The organism is Kitasatospora sp. NPDC054939 (assembly GCF_053610105.1).
On the sequence record NZ_JBSGXP010000007.1, the window covers coordinates 64996 to 84394 of the forward strand.

General features: G+C 74.9%; 16 protein-coding genes. 6 read left to right on the top strand and 10 right to left on the bottom strand.

Going from position 1 to position 19399, the window contains the following annotated elements:
• Positions 1-142 precede the first annotated feature (142 nt).
• Positions 143-1801: an amidohydrolase gene (locus ACWGB8_RS04015; protein WP_452210006.1), complete on the top strand. Its 1659-nt coding sequence runs from the start codon at positions 143-145 to the stop codon at positions 1799-1801.
• Positions 1802-1856: 55 nt separating this feature from the next.
• Here ACWGB8_RS04015 and ACWGB8_RS04020 read toward each other — a convergent pair whose 3' ends face one another.
• From ACWGB8_RS04020 to ACWGB8_RS04040, 5 genes are all read right to left on the bottom strand, one after another.
• Complete coding sequence (locus ACWGB8_RS04020; protein WP_452210007.1) at positions 1857-3338, bottom strand: cytochrome P450; 1482 nt, start codon at positions 3336-3338, stop codon at positions 1857-1859.
• Positions 3339-3395: 57 nt separating this feature from the next.
• A complete protein-coding gene (locus ACWGB8_RS04025; protein ID WP_452210046.1) occupies positions 3396-3944 on the bottom strand; it encodes a GTP-binding protein in 549 nt (182 codons plus the stop codon).
• 136 nt (positions 3945-4080) lie between these two features.
• Entirely contained in the window at positions 4081-4440 is a 360-nt protein-coding gene (locus ACWGB8_RS04030; protein ID WP_452210009.1) for a DUF742 domain-containing protein, read from the bottom strand.
• On the bottom strand, positions 4437-4844 hold the full coding sequence (locus ACWGB8_RS04035; RefSeq protein ID WP_452210011.1) for a roadblock/LC7 domain-containing protein: 408 nt from the start codon (positions 4842-4844) through the stop codon (positions 4437-4439). The genes ACWGB8_RS04030 and ACWGB8_RS04035 overlap by 4 nt, the downstream gene beginning before the upstream one ends.
• Positions 4841-6571 (bottom strand): sensor histidine kinase, encoded by a 1731-nt coding sequence (locus ACWGB8_RS04040; RefSeq protein ID WP_452210013.1) that lies wholly within the window; start codon positions 6569-6571, stop codon positions 4841-4843. Before ACWGB8_RS04040 ends, ACWGB8_RS04035 begins: the two co-directional genes overlap by 4 nt.
• Positions 6572-6977: 406 nt before the next feature.
• Between ACWGB8_RS04040 and ACWGB8_RS04045 the strand changes: the two genes are divergently transcribed.
• On the top strand, positions 6978-8468 hold the full coding sequence (locus ACWGB8_RS04045; protein WP_452210014.1) for a YibE/F family protein: 1491 nt from the start codon (positions 6978-6980) through the stop codon (positions 8466-8468).
• 129 nt (positions 8469-8597) lie between these two features.
• On the top strand, positions 8598-9380 hold the full coding sequence (locus ACWGB8_RS04050; protein ID WP_452210016.1) for a 2'-5' RNA ligase family protein: 783 nt from the start codon (positions 8598-8600) through the stop codon (positions 9378-9380).
• A 125-nt stretch (positions 9381-9505) separates the two neighbouring features.
• Here the strand turns inward: ACWGB8_RS04050 and ACWGB8_RS04055 are convergent, their stop codons facing one another.
• Complete coding sequence (locus tag ACWGB8_RS04055) at positions 9506-10072, bottom strand: TetR/AcrR family transcriptional regulator (RefSeq protein ID WP_452210018.1); 567 nt, start codon at positions 10070-10072, stop codon at positions 9506-9508.
• A complete protein-coding gene (locus ACWGB8_RS04060; protein ID WP_452210020.1) occupies positions 10069-10431 on the bottom strand; it encodes a DUF1304 domain-containing protein in 363 nt (120 codons plus the stop codon). The genes ACWGB8_RS04055 and ACWGB8_RS04060 overlap by 4 nt, the downstream gene beginning before the upstream one ends.
• 241 nt (positions 10432-10672) lie before the next feature.
• Here ACWGB8_RS04060 and ACWGB8_RS04065 point away from each other — a divergent pair, with 241 nt between their 5' ends.
• The 3 genes from ACWGB8_RS04065 (at position 10673) to ACWGB8_RS04075 (ending at position 13277) form a co-directional block, all read left to right on the top strand.
• A complete protein-coding gene (locus tag ACWGB8_RS04065) occupies positions 10673-10918 on the top strand; it encodes a hypothetical protein (protein WP_452210022.1) in 246 nt (81 codons plus the stop codon).
• Positions 10919-11132: 214 nt separating this feature from the next.
• Positions 11133-12125, top strand: a complete 993-nt coding sequence (locus ACWGB8_RS04070; protein WP_452210048.1) for a PHP domain-containing protein — start codon at positions 11133-11135, stop codon at positions 12123-12125.
• 144 nt (positions 12126-12269) lie between these two features.
• The gene (locus ACWGB8_RS04075; RefSeq protein WP_452210024.1) at positions 12270-13277 is read left to right on the top strand and encodes an MsnO8 family LLM class oxidoreductase; all 1008 of its coding nucleotides are present in this window, start codon (positions 12270-12272) and stop codon (positions 13275-13277) included.
• Positions 13278-13475: 198 nt separating this feature from the next.
• Here ACWGB8_RS04075 and ACWGB8_RS04080 read toward each other — a convergent pair whose 3' ends face one another.
• The 3 genes from ACWGB8_RS04080 to ACWGB8_RS04090 form a co-directional block, all read right to left on the bottom strand.
• Positions 13476-14237 (bottom strand): hypothetical protein, encoded by a 762-nt coding sequence (locus ACWGB8_RS04080; RefSeq protein ID WP_452210027.1) that lies wholly within the window; start codon positions 14235-14237, stop codon positions 13476-13478.
• 340 nt (positions 14238-14577) lie between these two features.
• Positions 14578-16677 (bottom strand): NAD-dependent DNA ligase LigA, encoded by a 2100-nt coding sequence (gene ligA, locus ACWGB8_RS04085; protein WP_452210029.1) that lies wholly within the window; start codon positions 16675-16677, stop codon positions 14578-14580.
• A 223-nt stretch (positions 16678-16900) separates the two neighbouring features.
• Positions 16901-19213: an ATP-binding cassette domain-containing protein gene (locus ACWGB8_RS04090; RefSeq protein ID WP_452210031.1), complete on the bottom strand. Its 2313-nt coding sequence runs from the start codon at positions 19211-19213 to the stop codon at positions 16901-16903.
• Positions 19214-19399 lie beyond the last annotated feature (186 nt).

Here is a 19399-nt window from a genome sequence, read left to right on the forward strand (position 1 = left end):
CTTCTATTCTCTTTTTGTTTTTGGTTCTGTGCCTATCCCCGGGGGCGGGGGGCTCGCGGGGCGGCCCCCCCCCCCCCGGGGGGGGCCCCCCCCTTCCGCGTTGCCTGCCTTGCCGGCGGGAATTGAGTCAGATGGAGCGCCCGTGCACACCGAACTCGTCCTGCTCTCCGCCCGCCTGCTCGACCCAGTCACCGGCACTCTCCTGCCGCAGACCGCCCTGGCCGCCGCCGGCGGGCGGATCTCCGCGCTGGGCGACGACCGGGACATCCGCGCCCTCGCCGGCCCCACCACCCGGGTGATCGACCTCAAGGCCGCCGTGCTCACCCCCGGCCTGGTCGACGGCCACCTGCACCCCGTCAGCGGCGCCGAACTCACCCACGGCCTCGACCTCTCCGGCTGTACCGACCTGGTGCAGGTGCGCGAGGCGCTGGCCCGGGGGGTCCGCGCCCTCGCCCCCGGTGAGTGGCTGCACGCCTGGGGACTGGACCCGAACGCCTTCGACGGAGCGCCGCTCGGGGCCGCCGCGCTCGACCAGGTGCTTCAAGGGGTCCCCGCGCTGCTCCTGCTGTTCGATGCGCACTCCGCGATCGCCAGCCGCCGGGCCCTGGAACTGGCCGGCGTGGACGGCCCCCGCAGCTTCGCACAGGCCTCCGCCGAGGTGGTCTGCGACGGCGCGGGCCGACCGACCGGGCTGCTCCTGGAGGACGCCGCCTGCGAACTCGTCGAGCGCGTCGCCCCCCGCCCCACACGCGCCGATCAGCGCGACCGGCTCGCCCGCGCCCTGCGCTCGATGGCCGCCGCCGGGCTCACCGGCGGTCACGTCATGGACGCCAACGGCGACAGCCTCGCCCTGTTCGCCGAACTAGACGCCCGGCAGCTGCCCCTGCGGCTGCGCGTCGCCCCCTGGTGCCAGCCCGGCGCGGACGCCGACGCGGTGCGCGAACTCGTCGAGCTGCAGGGCACCGGCGGTACCCGGTGGACGGTGGCGGGCGTCAAGCTCTTCATGGACGGCACCATCGACAACGGCACCGCCTGGCTGGAGCGCCCGGACTGCCACGGCGGGTCCACCCACGCCTTCTGGCCGGACCCGCGGGAGTACACCCGGATCATCGGCGAACTCCACCGCGCGGGCGTGCCCACCGCCACCCATGCGATCGGCGACGCGGCCGTGCGGCACGTCCTGGACGCCGTCGAGCAGGCGGCCGCCGGGACGGGCACGGGGGGTGGTGCGAGGGGCGGCGCCGGTACCGGTGCCGTGGTGCGCCACCGGGTCGAGCACATCGAGACGGTGCCGGACGACACCCTGGCCCGCTTCGCCCGGCTCGGGGTGGTCGCCTCCATGCAGCCCACCCACTGCTGCGACTTCACCCGCGCCGACCACACCGACAACTGGTCCCGCCGCCTCGGTGAGGAGCGGGCCGGGCGGGCCTGGCGCTGCCGCGACCTGTGGGAGTCCGGTACCACGGTCGTGCTCGGCTCGGACTGGCCGATCGCGCCCCACCCGCCGCTGGGCGTCATGGCCGGGGCCCGCCACCGCCGCCCCAGCCGCGACCTGACCCGGCCCCCGCACGGGCCCGAGCAGGCGCTCACGCCGCTGCAGGCGCTGCAGGGCATGACCGTCAACGCGGCGTACGCGGCCGGGGAGGAGCACCTGGCGGGCCGGCTGGAGGTCGGCATGCGCGCCGACTTCACCGTCCTCGCCGACAACCCCCTCACCACCCCCGACACCGACCTGCCCGAGCTCCCGGTGCTGCTCACCGTCGTCGACGGCCGCCCGACCCACCGGGACCCGCGGCTCTGACCGCCGCCCGGCCCCGGGGCGCCGGTCCCCGGGGACGCGGTGGTGGGCGCTGCCGTCAGCGCCGGAACAGTCCGGTCAGGGCCTTCCACCAAGGGCTCCGCTGCCGGGGCAGGACCGGTCGGGCGCCGGGGGCGGCCGGCCCGGCCGTCGGCGGGGCGGTGGACGGGTTGCTCGTCGGCGCGGTGTCCGGGCCCGTCGCCGGCGGCTCGACCGGGGCGGGGGGCAGGGCCCCGCCCGCGGCCGGGGCGGGCTGGGCGTCCGGCGCGGGCAGCCGGCGCGGGCTGAAGTCCACCGGCAGGGCGACCAGGTGCCGGGAGATCCAGGCCGAGGTCCAGCTCAACTCGTCCTCGGACACCGACAGTTCGAGGTCCGGCAGACGGGTCAGCAGGATGTCGATGCCGGTCTCCGCGATGGCCCGGCCGATGTCCTGCCCCGGGCACTCGTGCGGGCCGCCGCCGAAGGCCAGGTGCGAGCGGTTCCCGTGGAGCGGCTTCGCCAGGTCCGGACGGACGGACGGGTCGACGTTGCCCGCCGCGAGCCCGAGCAGGAGCATGTCCCCCGCGTGGATCCGCTGCCCGCCCAGTTCGGTGTCGCCGGTGGCCCAGCGGCCCGCCACCAGGGACATCGGCGGGGAGTCCCAGAGCACCTGGTCCAGCGCGTCGGAGACGGTCATGTGCCCGCCGGACAGGTGCGCCCGGAAGCGGCGGTCGGTGAGGACCAGCTTCAGCGCCTCCACGATCAGGTTGACGGTGGTCTCGTTCGCGGCGAGCAGCACCACCCGCAGGTGCTCCAGCACCTCGTCGTCGGTGAGCCCGGCGCTGTGCTGCATCAGCCAGGAGACCAGGTCGGCGCCCGGGGAGGAGCGCTTGCGGTCCATCATCCGGCGCAGCGAGGCGACGACGTAGTCATTGCTCGCGATGGCCGTCTCGGTGCCCTTCATGAGGTCCCGGGCGGCCTCGACCAGTCGGGGACCGTACTCGTCGGGCATGCCCAGCAGCTGGGTCATCACCAGCATCGGCAGGTGCTCGGCGAACTGGGACACCAGGTCGGCCCGGCCGGTGGGGCCGAAGTCCCGGAGGAGTTCGTCGGTGAAGCGGGTGACGTAGCGGCGGATCCCGCGCCGGTCGAAGCGGTTCAGGCCGTCGGTGACCGCCCCGCGCAGCCGCTTGTGCTCCTCGCCGTCCGCGAACACGCACAGCGGCTGCCAGGCGATCACCGGCATCAGCGGGGAGTCCGCGGCGACCAGGCCCTCGCGGAAGGCCGTCCAGCGGCGGGAGTCGCGGGAGAAGCGGGAGGGCGTGCGCATCGCGGTGAGGTTCGCCGAGTGGCCGAGGATCAGCCAGGCGGGGAGGTCGCCGTGCAGCAGGACGGGTGCCACCTCGCCGTGTTCGGCGCGCAGCTTCTCGTACAGGCCGCCCGGGTCGGCCTCGGCCTCGGGCCCGTAGAGCCGCCGGAGGCCGGGGGAGGCGAGCCCGTGGGCGGGGCAGCCGGGCGGCGGGGCGGCGGCGGTGGCGTCGTCAGGGAACGGGGTGGTCACGGTGGCTCCGGGGTCGGCGCGGTGGCGCGGTGGAAGGGGGACGGTCGTGGCCGGCGGTCAGGAGCCGGGCGCGGACCGGAGGTCGTAGAGGTAGCGCATCAGCGCCATCAGGACGTCGCGGCTGGAGGAGCGGGCGCGGGCGTCACATGTCACGATCGGCACCTCCGGCGGGAGGTCCAGTGCGCCCCGCAGCTCCTCGACCGGGTAGGTCGGCGACTCGGGGAAGGCGTTGACCGCGACCACGAACGGCACCCCGCGGTCCTCCAGCCGGCCGATCACCTCGAAGCTGACCTCCAGCCGCCGGGTGTCGACCAGCACGACCGCGCCGAGCGCCCCCTCGAAGAGGCCGTTCCAGAGGAACCAGAAGCGCTCCTGGCCGGGGGTGCCGAACACGTACAGCACCAGTTCGTCGGTGATGCTGATCCGGCCGAAGTCCATCGCCACCGTGGTGCGGGTCTTGCGCTCCACCCCGGCGAGGTCGTCGACGCCCGCGCCGGCCTGCGTCATGGTCTCCTCGGTGGTCAGCGGACGGATCTCGCTGACCGCGCCGACCAGGGTGGTCTTGCCGACGCCGAAGCCGCCCACGACCACCACCTTGACCGCCATGGTGGCCGAGGCCGGCAGCCGGTCGGCGTGCTCCGGCCCCGGCACGGTCTCGGGCCCGTACCCCGCCGGGCGGCCGGCCGCCCCGCTGCCGGACGGGGCCGCCGACCAGGGTGCCGGATCGGGCCCGGGCAGCGTCTCAGAGCTTCTGAAGTCCATGCATCACCGCCTCCAACAGGGCAATGTCGGGAAGGATCGCCTGCGGGACGGCGGACCGGGCCTCGATCCGCCCCTCCGCGAGCAGGTCCGCCAGCAGGACGGTGACCACGCTCATCGGCAGCCGCAGGTGGGCGGAGATCTCGGCCGCGGAGAGCGGCGACCCGCAGATGCGCAGGATCGCCGCCTGCTCCGGCGGCATCGAGGGGCTCGGCTCCGACACCGCGACGATCAGGGTGACCAGGTCGAATGTGGTCTGCTCGGCGCCCGTGCCGCCACGGCCGCGCGTGATCACATAGAGACGTTCGGGGATCTCGTCCCAGCCCTGGCCGACTGCGCTCATGCGACCTGCTCGCCATTGCGCGGAGGTGTCGTCAGGTGCTCGCCGATCCGGGCGACGAGGTCGCGCATCCGCTGGCCCATCAGCCCGGCGTCCACCGCGTCGTCGGCCAGCACCGCGAGGTAGGCGCGGGCGCCGGCGGCCATCAGGTAGAAGAAGCCGCCGCCCATCTCGATCACGACCATCCGCATTCTTCCGTCGCCGTGCGGGAATTCGTGCCCCACCGCGGCGGCCAGGCTCTGCAGGCCGGCGCAGGCGGCGGCGAGCCGGTCGGCGGCGTCGGGCTCGGTGCCGTGCTGGGCCATCCGCAGGCCGTCGGCGGAGAGCACGACGATGTGGCGGGTGTGCGGGACGCTGTCCGCCAGATCCTTGAGCATCCAGTCCATGTTGGTCTGCTGCTGAATCACTGCTGGCCCTTTCCTGACGACTCTTCACTGGTGGGGCCGGCCGCGCCGGGCGAGGACGTGCCGTTCAGCCCCTCGTTGAACGCCTCCAGCCACAGCCCGGGCGGCTGGACCGGAGCCTCGGCCGGCTGTGCGGCGGAGGCGGGCGGCCGGTTCGGCGAGCGGTCCGCGGCCCGCGGGGCCGCCTGCCGGGCCCGGGCGGCCTCGGAGACCCCTCCGCGGTACGGCGCGGCGTGGCGGCGGCGCTGCGGCAGGCCGTTGGCGGTCCGCTCGGTCACGATCGGGACGTCGTCCTCGCCGTACCCGTAGCCGTGGCTGTCGCCGGTGGCGGTGCCGAGGCCGGTGGTGCCGAAGCCGCCGCTGCCGTAACCGGTCGTGCCGTAGCCGGTGCTGCCGGTGGTGGTGCCGTTGCCCGGACCGCTGCCGAAACCGGTGTCGGCGCCGGGGGTAGCCCCGTTGGCCGTCCGCGGGACGGAACCGAAGGAGGACGAACCGAAGGCCGAGGACCCGAAGGAGGACGTGCCGTACGACACCTGCGCGGGGGAGGACGACGCCGCTCTCGCCGCCCACCGCTGCGGCTTGTCGATCGGCCGCGGCCCGGAACCGGCGCCGATGCCGTGCGCGAGGCTGGTGCCCGGAGCCGTGGTGATGTACCGCTGCGGGACGATCAGCACGGCCCGCACCCCGCCGTACGCCGACGGGCGCAGCGACACCTGGAAGCCGTACGCCTGGGCGAGCCGGCCGACGACGGCGAGACCGAGCCGGGGCGTCTCGCCGAGGTCCTTGAGGTCGATGCCGGCCTGCGCGTCGCGGAGCATCCGCTCGGCTCGGGCCCGGCCCTCCTCGCTCAGGCTGAGGCCGCCGTCCTCGATCTCGATCGCTATACCGGTCTGCACCTCGGCGGCGGTCAGATGCACCTTGGTGCTCGGCGGCGAGTAGCGGGTGGCGTTGTCCAGCAGTTCGGCGAGCGCGTGGATGAGCGGTTCGACGGCGGGCCCGACCACGGCGACGTCCGACACCGGGTGCAGCTCGACCCGCTGGTAGTCCAGGATCCGCGACATGCCGCCCCGCAGCACGCTGTACAGCGGCACGGCCTTGCTCCACTGGCGGCCCGGGCGGGCGCCGCCGAGGACGGCGATGCTGTCCGCGAGCCGGCCGGCCAGCGCGTTGCCGTGGTCCAGGCGCAGCAGGTCGGTGAAGACGGCCGGGCTGCTGCCGTGGGTGTCCTCCATCTCGCGCAGGTCCTGGGCCTGCCGGTGGATGATCGCCTGCACCCGGCGGGCGATGTTCACGAACGCCCGCTGGGCGGCCTCGCGCAGGCCCTCCTCGTTGTCGACCGTCTCCAGGACGGACCGCAGCACGGCCATCCGGGCGGCCCGGAAATCCGGCCCCACACCGTCGTCGTGGGACTCGAAGGCCCGCAGGACCTCCTCGATGACCTCACCCGCCTGGAGACGGGCCACCGCCTCGGGCAGCGCGACCCGGGCCAGCAGGAGCATCTCGGCCTCCTGCCGGGTCAGCCGCCCGTGCAGCTCCCGCTCCTGCCGGGCCAGCCGCTCGCGCAGCCCCGCCAGGGCACGCCCCCGGCGGGCGGCCTCGGCCGCCACCACGGCCACCGCCACGGTGCCGACCACTCCGCACCACACGACTCCCGTACGGGCGTCCGGGGAGACCAGCGACGCGGCGGCGACGGCGGCAGCGGCCGTCACGAACGCGGGCAGCAGCTCCACGAGAACAGGAGCGGAGCGTCGCCCCCGGGGAGACGATCCAGCACGAAGCATCAGCATCCTCAAACGATCCAAGTAGGAGGGACGGGTGGGTGGCGCGGGCAGGTGGGCAGCTCGCACACCGGTCCGGCGGAGCCTGGCTGGAACCCGCCGACCGGGGTGATGCTGGCACCAGATTTGTCGCGTTGCGGCCTTGGCGTACCGCCCTCGGCCGCAGTTCGCCCATGCGGGGGGTCTCGTCGGGATTCAGCCACCCGGCGCGGGGATCCGTGGTACGGCCGGGCGGGTTCGGTGTGCGGTCCGCGCCCGCGCGTTCGGCGGTGCGGGTGGGACGGGGGTGACGGTCGGGACCGGGGAGCCGCGATGATCTGATGGGGGCGCAGGTCGTCGTTCGCAAGGAGCCGCAGGAGTGCACAACGGACAGGTGGAGGAGGACGGTTCGCAGCACCGGGCGGGGGGTCACCGGGACAGCCGGGGGAGCGCGGGCGGGCACGGGCAAGGCGGCGGACACGGACACGGCCACGGCGGCGGGCACGGCGATGTGCACGGGCCCGGGCACGGGGGTGCACACGGGCACGGGGGTGCGGGTGCGCACGGCCACGGTCATGCGCACGGGCCCGCGCTGCCGGTCTCCGCGCGGCTGCGCAGGATCGTCGCCGCGGTGGTGGTGCCGTTCGCGGCGGCGGTCGTCGTCGGGCTCGCCGTCCTGTGGCCCGGCGGGGTGCCGGCCCACGAGCGCACCGGCCTCGGCTTCGACCAGCAGACGGAGCGCGGCCGGGTCGCCCGGGTGACCGAACTGCCCTGCGCCGAGGCGGCCCCCGGCCGGTCCGCCGAGACCGAGGGCGAGGACGCGCACGCCCCCGGGGAGACCGGCATCTGCCGGCAGGCCGTCGTCGAGGTGATCAGCGGACCGGACCGGGGCCGCACGTTCACGGTCACCGTCCACCCCGGCGAACCCCGCCGCTACGGCGCGGGCGACGAACTGGTCCTCACCCATGCGCCCGACGCACCGGAGGACATCCGGTACACCGTCGTCGACGTGGACCGGGACGTCCCGATGGCGGCGCTGGCCGGGGTGTTCGCCCTGGCCGTCCTGGCGGTCGGACGCCGGCAGGGACTGATGGCGCTGGTCGCCCTGGCGATCAGCTTCGCGGTGCTGGCGCTGTTCGTGCTGCCCGCCGTCCTCCAGGGCTCCGATCCGCTGCTCGTCGCCGTCGTCGGAGCCGGCGCCATCATGCTGATCGCGCTGTACCTCTGCCACGGCTTCTCCGCACGGACCTCCGTCGCGGTCCTGGGAACGCTGGTCTCGCTGGTGCTGATCGGCGTCCTCGGCGCCGCGTTCACCGCCTGGGCGCAGCTCAGCGGCAACACCTCGGAGGAGACCGGGCTCATCCGCGGCCTCTTCCCGGGCATCGACCTCCGCGGACTGCTGCTCGCGGGCTTCGTCATCGGCTCCCTGGGCGTGCTCGACGACGTGACGGTCACCCAGACCTCGGCGGTCTGGGAACTGAAGCAGGCCGACCCCACCATGAGCGCCCGCCGCCTCTACCGCGCGGGCCTGCGGATCGGCCGCGACCACATCGCCTCCACCGTGAACACCCTGGTCCTCGCGTACGCCGGGGCCGCCCTCCCGCTGCTCCTGCTCTTCTCGGTGGCCGACCGGGGCGTGACGGCGGTGGCCACGAGTGAGCTGGTGGCCGAGGAGATCGCCCGCACCCTGGTCGGAAGCATCGGTCTGGTCGCGTCCGTCCCGGTGACCACCGCTCTCGCCGCCCTGCTCGCCTCGGCCGACCACGCATCGGGCGCGGCGGGCTCGGCGGGCTCGGCGGGGGCCGTCCGGGCGACGGGGCCGGGCCGTCCGGGGCGTCGGGGCCGCGGACGCCGTCGGCGCGGTCGGTAGCGCTGGCCGGGTGCCGGGTGGAGGGACGGGGTGCAGGGTGCCGGGTGCCGGGTGGAGGGGCGGGGTACCGGGTGCAGGACGGGGACGGGGGTGATGACCGGGTGCGGTGGGCGGTCGCATGATGGAGGGATGGACGTACGCGCGGTCGACGGCCGTGGCGGTGGGCCGGCCGGTTCGGGACCCGGCGGGGAGACGTTCGGCTGGGGTGCGGGTCTCCCGGGGCTGCTCGACGTGGCACCGGTGCCCCGGACGGCGGTGGTGTGGCTCCCGCCCGCCCGGCTCTGGCCCGCAGTACAGGAGATCCGGCAGGAGCACGACCCGCAGATCCGCCGCTGGCCGCCGCACGTCAACCTGCTCTTCGGTTTCGTCCCGGAGGACGACTTCGGCCCGGCCGACCCGCTGCTGGCCGCTGCGGCGGCCGCATGCCCGCCGTTCGAGGCGCGGTTGGGCGGGGTCCGCAGCTTCCGGCACCACCGGTACGCCACCGTCTGGCTCGACCCCGCCGCCGGGGACTCCGCTCCCTGGACGGCCCTGTACGAGGCGCTGGTCGAGCGCTTCCCCCGCTGTCGGCGGGCCGGCGGTTTCACCCCGCACCTCTCGCTGGGCCGCACCGCGGCGCCGCGCCCGCTCGCAGCCGCGTGCGCGGCGCGCCTGGGCAGCACCTCGGTGCGGGTCGCCGAGATCGTGGTGCTGTCCCGGCGGGGCGACGGACCGATGCGGCCGCGGACGGCCGTGGAGCTGGGCACCGGGCGGTTGCGCCGGTTCCACGCGGGCGCGGACCCGCCCGACTGGTGGCCGCCCGGGGAGTGGCCGCCCGCGGAGTGGCCGCCCGAGCCGGGGGCACCCACGGAGGACTCCGGGGAGGGCTCGGGGGCGGGCTCAGGGGCGGGCTCCGGGGACGGGCGCGCATAAGGGCGGTTCCGGGGCGTGCCCCACCGCCCGCCCGCCCAGCCCGCCGTCCGCCGCCACGGGCGTCCGGCGTCCGGGTCGTCAGGGCCGTCCGGCTCGGCAGGCGCGGTCGGGCCGACTCGGTCGGATCAGTCGGCCGGCGGGCCGAAGGGCGTGCGGTGGATCGCGATCAGCAGCCGCCAGGTGCGTGCCGCGAGTTCGTCGGAGGTGGCCGGGACGAGGGCGTGCAGCCAGTCGCCCAGGAGTGCCGTGAAGGTCGCCGCCACCGCCGACGCCACCAGGTCCGGGTGCGGCGCCCCCGCCAACTCCCGCTCGCGGCGGCTGCGTTCGCGCAACTCCTGGTGGAGCAGCACGCCGAGCGGGCCGGCGCCGCCCGGGAGCAGCAGGGAACGGTGGACCGCGGCGTGCTGCTCCACCTCCGCCAGGAAGTCCACCAGTGCGGGCGGCGGGGCGGCCGGATCCGGGATGCCGCGCCAGGCGTGCAGCGCCTCCACGGCCTCCCGGACGATCTCCGCGCAGGCGTCCACCGCGAGGGCCTGCAGGTCCTCGTAGTGGACGTAGAACGTGGCCCGGCCGACGCCGGCCCGCCGGACCACGGCCGCCACACCCACCTCGGCCAGCGGCCGTTCCGCGCATTCGGCCAGTAGCGCGGCGCGCAACCGGCTCCGGGTGCGCTCGGTCCGGGGATCCGTCATCGGGCGACCAGGACGGCGGCGAGGGCCAGGCCGCCGGGCAGCGCCTGGGCGACGAGGATGCGCCGGTTGGCGGTCGCCGCCCCGTACAGGCCCGCGACGACCACGCAGGAGAGGAAGAAGACCTGGACCCGGAAGCCGATCGGGTCGCCCGCCACCAGGCCCCAGACCAGGCCCGCGGCCAGGAAGCCGTTGTAGAGGCCCTGGTTGGCGGCCAGGGGTGCGGTGGCCCGGGCGAGTTCGGGGTCGAAACCGGAGAGCTTGCGCCCGGGCGCGCGCTCCCAGAGGAACATCTCCAGGACGAGGATGTACCCGTGCAGGGCGGCCACCAGGCCGACCAGTGTGCTTGCGACGATCTCCACGGCAGTACCTTTCCGGACAGGTGTCCATTAATCATAGACGAGTGTCCAGGAAAGTCCTGCGCCCGGGTACGCCGCGGTAGGGCAGGCGGTGGCGTGCCGTTGCCGTGTCGCGCCGTCCCGTCCCGTGTCGGGCCGTGTGGGGCGGCGCTTCCGGGGTAGCCGGGTCCGTGCGGGCCGCGCCCGTGAGGCAGCGCCGGTTCGGCGGCGCCCGGACGTGCGGCCGCGGTGCGAGGAGGACACCATGGACGACACCCCGCAGGGCGGCGCGGGCGGCGTTCCGCTGCACCACGACGAGGACCACAGCACACCGCACGGCGGCAGGCCCGCGCCCGGGAAGGCCGAACCCGCGGATGCCGGGCCCGCCGGTGCGCAGAAGCAGGCGGACGACCGCGACTCCGACACCGGCACGGTCCCGACCGTCCGGGGAGGGAAGCCGGTCGCCGAGCAGCAGTCCGGACCGGCGGCCCCGACCGAGGAACAGGAGTAGCGCCCGGCACCGACCGCCGGAGCGCCAGGCTGCCGGGGCTTTCTGGCGCCAGCTGCCTACGACTTGGAGCGCCCGGGGAATCGGCGGCGGCGAGGAAGGAGCGGTGTCCGTGCACGAGCACGCGGCGGCATCCGTCGGAACACGCGGCCCCGGCGGTGCGTGCGGCCCCGGCGGTGCGTGCGGCCCCGGCGACGCGCCCGGCCCGGTCGAGGCCCTGCGGCGCATCGCCGCCCTGCTGGCCTGGCGCGAGGCGTCGCCGTACCGGGTGCGGGCCTTCCGCACCGCTGCCCGGTCGGCCCGGGCCCTGTCGCCCGGTCCGATCGACACGGCCACCGCCCAGCGGTTGCCCGGCGTCGGACCGGTGACCGCCGAGGTGATCGTCGAGGCGTCCCACGGCCGGATGCCCGGCTACCTCGCCCGGCTGGAGGCGGAGGCGACCGGCGAGCCCCTGGTGCGGATGGCACAGGAGCTGCACGCGGCCACGGTCGGCGACTGCCACCTCCACTCGGACTGGTCCGACGGCGGTAGCCCGATCGAGGAGATGGCCGGTGCGGCCCGCGACCTCGGCCACCACTGGGCCGTCCTCACCGACCACTCCCCGCGACTGACCATCGCCCACGGACTCGACCCGGACCGCCTGCGCCGCCAACTGGAGGTCGTCGCGGACCTCCGGGCCCGCTACCGGCCGTTCCGGCTGCTCACCGGCATCGAGTGCGACATCCTCGACGACGGCGCCCTCGACCAGGAGCGCGAGTTGCTCGCCCGCCTGGACGTCGTGGTGGCCTCGGTCCACTCCAGGCTGCGGATGGACCGCGGCCCGATGACCGCGCGGATGGTGGCCGCCGTCCGCAACCCCCACACCGATGTGCTCGGCCACTGCACCGGACGGCTGCTCACCGGCCGCACCCGTCCGCAGTCGCAGTTCGACGCCGCCGCGGTCTTCGCCGCCTGCGCCGAATCCGGCACCGCCGTCGAGATCAACTGCCGTCCGGAACGCCACGACCCGCCCGACGACCTGCTGCAGCAGGCCGCCGACGCCGGCTGCCTGTTCGCGGTCGACACCGATGCCCACGCCCCCGACCAGCTCGACTGGCAGGACCACGGCTGCGCCCGGGCCGCCCGGGCCGGAATCCCCGCCGAGCGCCTGATCACCACCTGGCCGGCCGACCGGCTGCTGGAATGGACCGCGAGCACTGCCGCGGCCTGAGCCGGAGGTGCACCCGGTGCCGAGCGCGCGGCGCGGAGGCGGACGGGTGGTGCCGGACGCTGCCACCGCGACGGCGATCGCCACCGTTGCGGTGGCGGTCGGCGGTGGGGAATGCCGTCGTCGCCCGTGGTTGTTCCGCCAGGTGTGAACAGCGCTGCACCCGCACTTCGACTCTCCGTGCTGGACCGCTCCCGGATCAGGCAGGGGGAGGAGCCGGCCCAGGCACTGCGTGACACGGTGGCGTTCGCTCAGGAGGCGGAGCGGTTCGGCTACCACCGCTTCTGGGTGTCGGAGCACCACGGGGTCCCCGGGGTGGCGGGATCCGCGCCCACCGTCCTGGCTGCCGCGGTGGCGGCGGCCACCACCCGGATCCGGGTCGGGACGGGCGGGGTGATGCTGCCGAACCATCAGCCGCTCGTGGTGGCCGAGCAGTTCGGTGTCCTCGCCTCGCTCTTCCCCGGCCGGATCGACATGGGTCTCGGCCGCTCGGTGGCGTTCACCGACGGGGTGCGGCGGGCGCTGGGGCGGGAGAAGGACGCGGCCGACGGATTCGCCGACCAACTGGACGAACTGCTGGGCTACTTCGACGCCGCAACGCGCGGTCCGCAGGACGTCCACGCACGCCCCGCGGAGGGGCTGGAGGTACCGGCCTTCGTCCTGGCCACCGGTGCGGGCGCCGACCTCGCGGCCGACGCCGGACTGCCCCTGGTGATCGCCGCCGCGCGCGGTGAGGCGGCGATGCAGGAGGCCATCGACCGCTACCGCGTCCGCTTCCGCCCCTCGCCCCGGGCCCCGCGCCCGTATGTGGTCGTCTCCGGCACGGTCGCGGTGGCCGGGACCGCCGAGCGCGCCGAGGACCTGCTGGTGTCGGAGGCGTGGTCCAGCGCCTACTCCCGGGCCCACGGCGAGTTCCCCCCGCTGGTGCCGGCGGAGGAGATCCGCGCCCGCCCGATGAGCCCGCGCGAGCGGACCTCCTTCGAGCGGGCCCTTCAGGGCCACATCGCCGGTACGCCGCATGAGGCCGCCGCCGAACTGCGGGCGCTGATGGAACGGACCGGCGCCGACGAATACCTCGTCACCACCAGCGCCTACGACCGCGGGGCGCTGCTCGACTCCTACCGTCTGCTGGCCGAGGCGATGGACCTGGGCTGACCACGGGCCTCCCGGGCCGACCCGTGCGGTCCGGAGAGTGCCGACGCGCCCCCGGTCGGTGCGGGGAGCCTGCGCCCGACGGGGCGGACGGCGGTCGGTGCCGCGGTGCGCGCCGCGGCCCGTACGGTGCAGTGCGGTCATGCGGACTCCTCAGGCGCATCCGGTGCCCGGTGCGGCCGACGGCGCCGGTCGGCGGCCTCATCGGGCGGCCGGGGTGGTCGACGGGGCCGGGGTGCCCCCGGGGGCGGCGGTGGCGGTGGTGGTTGCGGTGGGGAGCGGGGGCAGTTCGGTGTGCCGGACGGTCAGATCGCCGGTGACCACGGGCGCGAACGGCGCGGGCGCCATGCAGGTGCCGACTCGGCCCTCGACGGCCTTGCCCGCGCTGTCGAGGTCGAGATTGGCCACGCCCCAGGAGAACCCGACCCGGTCCGGGTGCTCGGGCGAACCGCCGTCGAAGACGCTGAAGCCCCGCCGCTGGCCCACGGTGTCGGCCAGCTCCGGGTCGGCACGGGTGATGATCGCGGTGAACGTCGCCGACCGATCACCCGTCACCAGGCAGTCCACCTCGGCCTCCGAGGTGATGGCGCGGCCCAGCGAAGCAACGTGGTGCGAGATCCGGACGGTGCCCCGGGCGTCCGTCGGCAGGCCCTGCGGGGTCTCGCTCGTGGGGCGGCTGAACGGCACGGCTTCCAGCTCGAAGCCGAAGCGTATGTCGTCGTCGGGGGAGTAGGCGTACGAGAGCCGGGCCGAACCACTGACCGCCGCCCGCGCGGCTGCGGTGCCCGGGGTGGCGGCCGTGATGCTCGCCGTGCTCGCCGCGGCGGTGGCGGGTGCGGGCGAGGACGAACTCGCGCAGCCCACGGTGGTGAGCAGCGCGGCGACGGTGACCGCCCCGAGGACCTTGGAGCGAACGGCGGTGCCGGAGACGGCGGCGACAACGGCGGAACGACTGGCGACCATGGTGAACTCCCCTGCCTGGAAGGCCGATCGGCGTGGGCCGCGGCCTCGTCCTGCTGACAGGTCAAGCCTCTCTCCCGGCCACCTCCCGGTCCATGTGCCGATCGGCAGGTTTTCCCAGCTCAACCCCCATGCCCACCCCTGCCGTTCGGCAGGGGTGGGCTTCGAAGGAAGTCCGCCGCCCCCCACGCCGGATCGCCGTCGTGCGGCGCCTGGACGGTGCGGCCGATCGGGACACGACCGCCCCGGCCCCGGCGCAAGGTGCCGGCCGACAGCGCCGCCCCGCCGCCCGGCTGGCACCGGGGCGGCCGCGGCGGGACGCGCGTGCCCGATCGGGCCCGGGTCAGTCCTGGGGGAGGTGGTCGGCGACGAGGACGGCGAAGTCGTCGGGGGAGAGGATCCGGATGCCGAGTTCCTCGGCCTTGGTGCGCTTGGCGCCGGCCTTCTCGCCGGCGACGAGCAGGGTGGTGCGCTTGGAGACGGAGGAGGAGGCCTTGCCGCCGGCGCGCTCGATGAGCTCGTTCATCTCGTTGCGGGAGAGGGCGGCCAGCGGGCCGGTCATGCTGCCGGTGACGACGACGGCCTCGCCCGTGAGCGGACCGGCGGCGACGGCGTCGACGGCAGCCCCGATACCCGGCTCCGCGGTGCCGTCGCCCGCGGTGGCCGCACCGGCGGCGGGTGCGGCGGGTGCGGTCGGTGCGGTGACGGCGGTGCCGACGTCCCGGGCCGCCAGCTTGTCCAGCAGGTCGGCGAGTTCGGCGAGTTCGGCGACGACGACGCGGGCCTTCTCGGTGCCGATGCCGTCGACCTGGGCGAGGGTGTCGGCGTCGGCGGCGCGGATGGCGGCCATGGAGCCGAAGTGGGCGGCGATGCGGCGGGACATGGTGCGCCCGGTGCCGCGGACGCCGAGGGCGCAGAAGACGCGGTTGAGCGGGCGGCTGCGGGCGGTCTCGATGGCGGCGAGCAGGTTGTCGGTGCTGGTCTCTCCCATCCGCTCCAGGCCGAGCAGTTGCTCACGGGTCAGGGTGAACAGGTCGGCGATGTCGGTGACCAGCCCGGCCTCGACGAGCTGGACGGCGCGGGTGCCGCCGAGGCCCTCGATGTCGAGCTGGTCGCGGCCGGCGGCGTAGATGACGGAGGCGACGGCCTGGCAGTTGCGCCCGCGGGCGCAGCGCCAGCGCTGCTCGGTGGTGTCGATGGCGTCGCCGCAGCGCGGGCAGGTCTCGGGGAAGACGATCTGCCGCTCCTCGCCGGTGCGCTGGTCGACGAGCGGGGCCTCGACGCGGGGGATGACGTCGCCCGCGCGGTAGACGAAGACCTGGTCGCCGAGCATGAGGCCGCGGCGGGTGATGTCGGCGGGGTTGTGCAGGGTGGCGTAGGTGACGGTGACGCCGTCGATGACGACCGGTTCGAGGACGGCGCGCGGGGCGATGATGCCGGTGCGGCCGACGTTCCACTCGACGTCGAGCAGGCGGGTGACCTTGTGCTCGGCGGCGAGCTTGCGGGCGACGGCCCAGCGCGGCGCGCGGGAGCCGGAGCCGGCGTCGCGCTGGTCGGCGGCGGCGTCGGCCTTGACGACGACGCCGTCGATGCCGAAGGGCAGCGCGGAGCGCAGGGCGGCGATCTCCTCGACGCGCTGCTGGACCTCGTCCAGGGCGGTGCAGCGCAGCGGGTGGGCGGCGGTGGTGGCCGCGGTGTTGGCGCCGAGGGCGGCGAGGCGCTCCAGGAGTGCGCCGTGGTCGGGGTCCTCGTCGAGGCCGACGGCGTCGTAGGCGAAGAAGGTCAGCTCGATGCGGTAGGGGCGGTCCTTGGCGCGCAGGGTGCCGGCGGCGCCGTTGCGCGGGTTGGCGAAGGGGACGGCGCCGTGCGCGGTGCGGACCTCGTTGGCGTGCTCGAACTGCTCGCGGGTGAGCAGGACCTCGCCGCGCAGCTCGATGTCGACGGGCTCGGCGAGCTCGCCGGGCAGTCCGAGGACGGCGTCCGCGGCATGGATGATGTCCTCGCCGGCCAGGCCGTCGCCGCGGGTGATCAGCTGCTGGAGGCGGCCCGCGCGGTAGCGGGCGGCGACCGCGAGGCCGTCCAGCTTGGGCTCCACGCACCACGCGGCCACCGGGCGGCCCAGTCGCCGCTCCAGGCCCGCCGCCCAGTCGGTGAGCTCCTCGGCGGAGAAGACGTTGTCCAGCGAGAGCATCGGCACGCTGTGCGGGACGTCGCCCTCGACCGCGCCGCCGGCCACCTTGCCGGTGGGGGAGTCGGGCAGCACCTCGCCCGGGTGGGCCTCCTCGTAGGCGGCGATGGCCCGCAGCAGGACGTCGTACTCGTCGTCGCCGAGCGGGGTGGCGCCGTCGCCGTAGTAGGCGGCGGAGGCCTGGACGGCGGAGGCCACGGCGTCGGCGTAGTCGGCAGGGGAGAGCAGTACGGCGTCGTTCTTCATGTCGAACATTCTCCCGAGCGGCACTGACAATCCGCACGCCCGTGCGGGCCGTCCCGCCAGTGCGGGACGGACGGCGAACCCGCCGCCCGTCCCGCACCGACCGTACCGTTCGGCACCGCGTCGGGCCGGTCGTGCCGTTCCGCACCGGGCGCAGCAAGCCGCCGCCCGGCCGCACCGCCCGTCCCGCACCGCCCGGCCGCGGCAGCCGGCCGTACCGGCCCGTCCCGTTCCGTCAGGCGCCGACGTACGCCGCGAGGTGCTCGCCGGTGAGGGTGGAGCGGGCTGCGACGAGGTCGGCGGGGGTGCCCTCGAAGACCACCCGGCCGCCGTCGTGGCCGGCGCCGGGACCGAGGTCGATGATCCAGTCGGCGTGTGCCATGACCGCCTGGTGGTGCTCGATGACGATCACCGACTTGCCGGAGTCCACCAGCCGGTCGAGCAGGCCGAGCAGCTGCTCGACGTCGGCCAGGTGCAGGCCGGTGGTGGGCTCGTCGAGGACGTAGACGCCGCCCTTCTCCGCCATGTGGGTGGCCAGCTTGAGCCGCTGCCGCTCGCCGCCGGACAGCGTGGTGAGCGGCTGGCCGAGGCTGAGGTAGCCGAGTCCGACGTCGGCGAGCCGCTTGAGGATGGCGTGCGCGGCGGGCGTACGGGCGTCGCCGGAGGCGAAGAACTGCTCGGCCTCGCTGACCGGCATCGCCAGCACCTGGCTGATGTCCTTGCCCCCGAAGTGGTGGTCGAGCACCGACGCCTGGAAGCGCTTGCCCTCGCACTCCTCGCAGACGGTGGCCACGCCGGCCATCATCGCCAGGTCGGTGTAGACCACCCCGGCGCCGTTGCAATTGGGGCAGGCGCCCGCCGAGTTGGCGCTGAACAGGGCCGGCTTGACGCCGTTGGCCTTGGCGAACGCCTTGCGGATCGGGTCGAGCAGCCCGGTGTACGTCGCCGGGTTGCTGCGCCGCGAGCCGCGGATCGCGCCCTGGTCGATCGAGACGACCCCGGCGCCCGCCGGGATCGACCCGTGCACCAGCGAGCTCTTGCCGGAGCCGGCGACGCCGGTGACCGCGACCAGCACGCCGAGCGGTACGTCGACGTCGACCTTGCGCAGGTTGTGCGAGGTCGCGCCGCGGATCTCCAGCGTTCCGGTGGGCTTGCGCACCGTCTGCTTGACGGCGGCCCGGTCGTCGAGGTGGCGGCCGGTGAGGGTGCCGCCGGCCCGCAGGGCCTCGACGGTGCCCTCGAAGCAGACGGTGCCGCCCGCCGAGCCGGCGCCGGGACCGAGGTCGACGACGTGGTCGGCGATGGCGATGGTCTCCGGCTTGTGCTCGACGACGAGCACCGTGTTGCCCTTGTCCCGCAGCCGCAGCAGCAGGTCGTTCATCCGCTGGATGTCGTGCGGGTGCAGGCCGGTTGTGGGCTCGTCGAAGACGTAGGTGACGTCGGTGAGCGAGGAGCCGAGGTGGCGGACCATCTTGGTGCGCTGCGCCTCGCCGCCGGACAGGGTGCCGGAGGGGCGGTCGAGCGAGAGGTAGCCGAGCCCGATCTCCACGAAGGAGTCGAGGGTCTGCTGCAGTGTGGCGAGCAGCGGCTTCACCGAGGGGCTGTCCAGGCCGCGGACCCACGCGGCAAGGTCGCTGATCTGCATCGCGCAGGCGTCCGCGATGTTGATGCCGTTGATCCGGGAGGCGCGGGCGGCCTCGTTGAGCCGGCTGCCGCCGCAGTCGGGGCAGTCGGTGAAGGTGACCGCGCGCTCCACGAACGCCCGGATGTGCGGCTGGAGGGCCTCCCGGTCCTTGGAGAGGAAGGACTTCTGCACCTTCGGGACCAGGCCCTCGTAGGTCAGGTTCATGCTCTCGACCTTGACCTTGGTCTGCTCGCGGTGGAGGAAGTCGTGCAGCTCGGTCTCGGTGTAGTCGCGGATCGGCTTGTCCGGGTCGAGGAAGCCCGAGGCGGTGAAGATCCGCACCATCCAGCCGTCGACGGTGTAGCCGGGGATGGTGATCGCACCCTCGGCGAGCGACTTGCTGTCGTCGTAGAGCTGGGTCAGGTCGATGTCGGTCACGCTGCCCATGCCCTCGCAGCGCGGACAGGCACCGGCGGGCTGGTTGAAGCTGTAGTGCGGGGACGGCCCGGCGCTGGGCTCGCCGAGTCGGCTGAAGACGATCCGCAGCATCGCGTGCGCGTCGGTGGCGGTGCCGACGGTGGAGCGGGAGTTGGCGCCCATCCGCTCCTGGTCGACGATGATCGCCGTGGTCAGGCCCTCCAGCAGGTCGACCTCCGGCCGCGCCAGGCTCGGCATGAAGCCCTGGACGAAGGTGCTGTACGTCTCGTTGATCAGCCGCTGCGACTCCGCGGCGATGGTGCCGAACACCAGGGAGCTCTTGCCCGATCCGGAGACCCCGGTGAACACCGTCAGCCGGCGCTTCGGGATCTCGATGCTGACATCCTTGAGGTTGTTCTCGCGCGCCCCCTGCACGCGGATCAGGTCGTGGCTGTCGGCCACGTGCGGTGCGGGCGACTGCGGGGACGTCCTCTTGGCCGTGCTCATCGTCTCTCCATCCGTGTCCGCGGCGGCAGCCCGGCCTCCGGCGACTCCGGCGGCCGGGCTGCCCCTCGATTCGGCTCAACTGCCGGTGTCCACAAGTCCGTCAAGGCCGATCCCCCGGGCCGGACGCCCCGCCGTGACCGCCGCCCCGAGGGGGCGCGGGAGCCCGCCCGGCGGGCACCTCGGTGC

Coding starts and splice junctions, on each gene's coding strand:
- ACWGB8_RS04025 (WP_452210046.1), bottom strand. CDS start 3,944: ATGGCGGTCAAGGTGGTGGTCGTGGGCGGCTTCGGCGTCGGCAAGACC.
- ACWGB8_RS04030 (WP_452210009.1), bottom strand. CDS start 4,440: ATGAGCGCAGTCGGCCAGGGCTGGGACGAGATCCCCGAACGTCTCTAT.
- ACWGB8_RS04050 (WP_452210016.1), top strand. CDS start 8,598: ATGGACGTACGCGCGGTCGACGGCCGTGGCGGTGGGCCGGCCGGTTCG.
- ACWGB8_RS04055 (WP_452210018.1), bottom strand. CDS start 10,072: ATGACGGATCCCCGGACCGAGCGCACCCGGAGCCGGTTGCGCGCCGCG.
- ACWGB8_RS04065 (WP_452210022.1), top strand. CDS start 10,673: ATGGACGACACCCCGCAGGGCGGCGCGGGCGGCGTTCCGCTGCACCAC.
- ACWGB8_RS04080 (WP_452210027.1), bottom strand. CDS start 14,237: ATGGTCGCCAGTCGTTCCGCCGTTGTCGCCGCCGTCTCCGGCACCGCC.
- ligA (WP_452210029.1), bottom strand. CDS start 16,677: ATGTTCGACATGAAGAACGACGCCGTACTGCTCTCCCCTGCCGACTAC.
- ACWGB8_RS04090 (WP_452210031.1), bottom strand. CDS start 19,213: ATGAGCACGGCCAAGAGGACGTCCCCGCAGTCGCCCGCACCGCACGTG.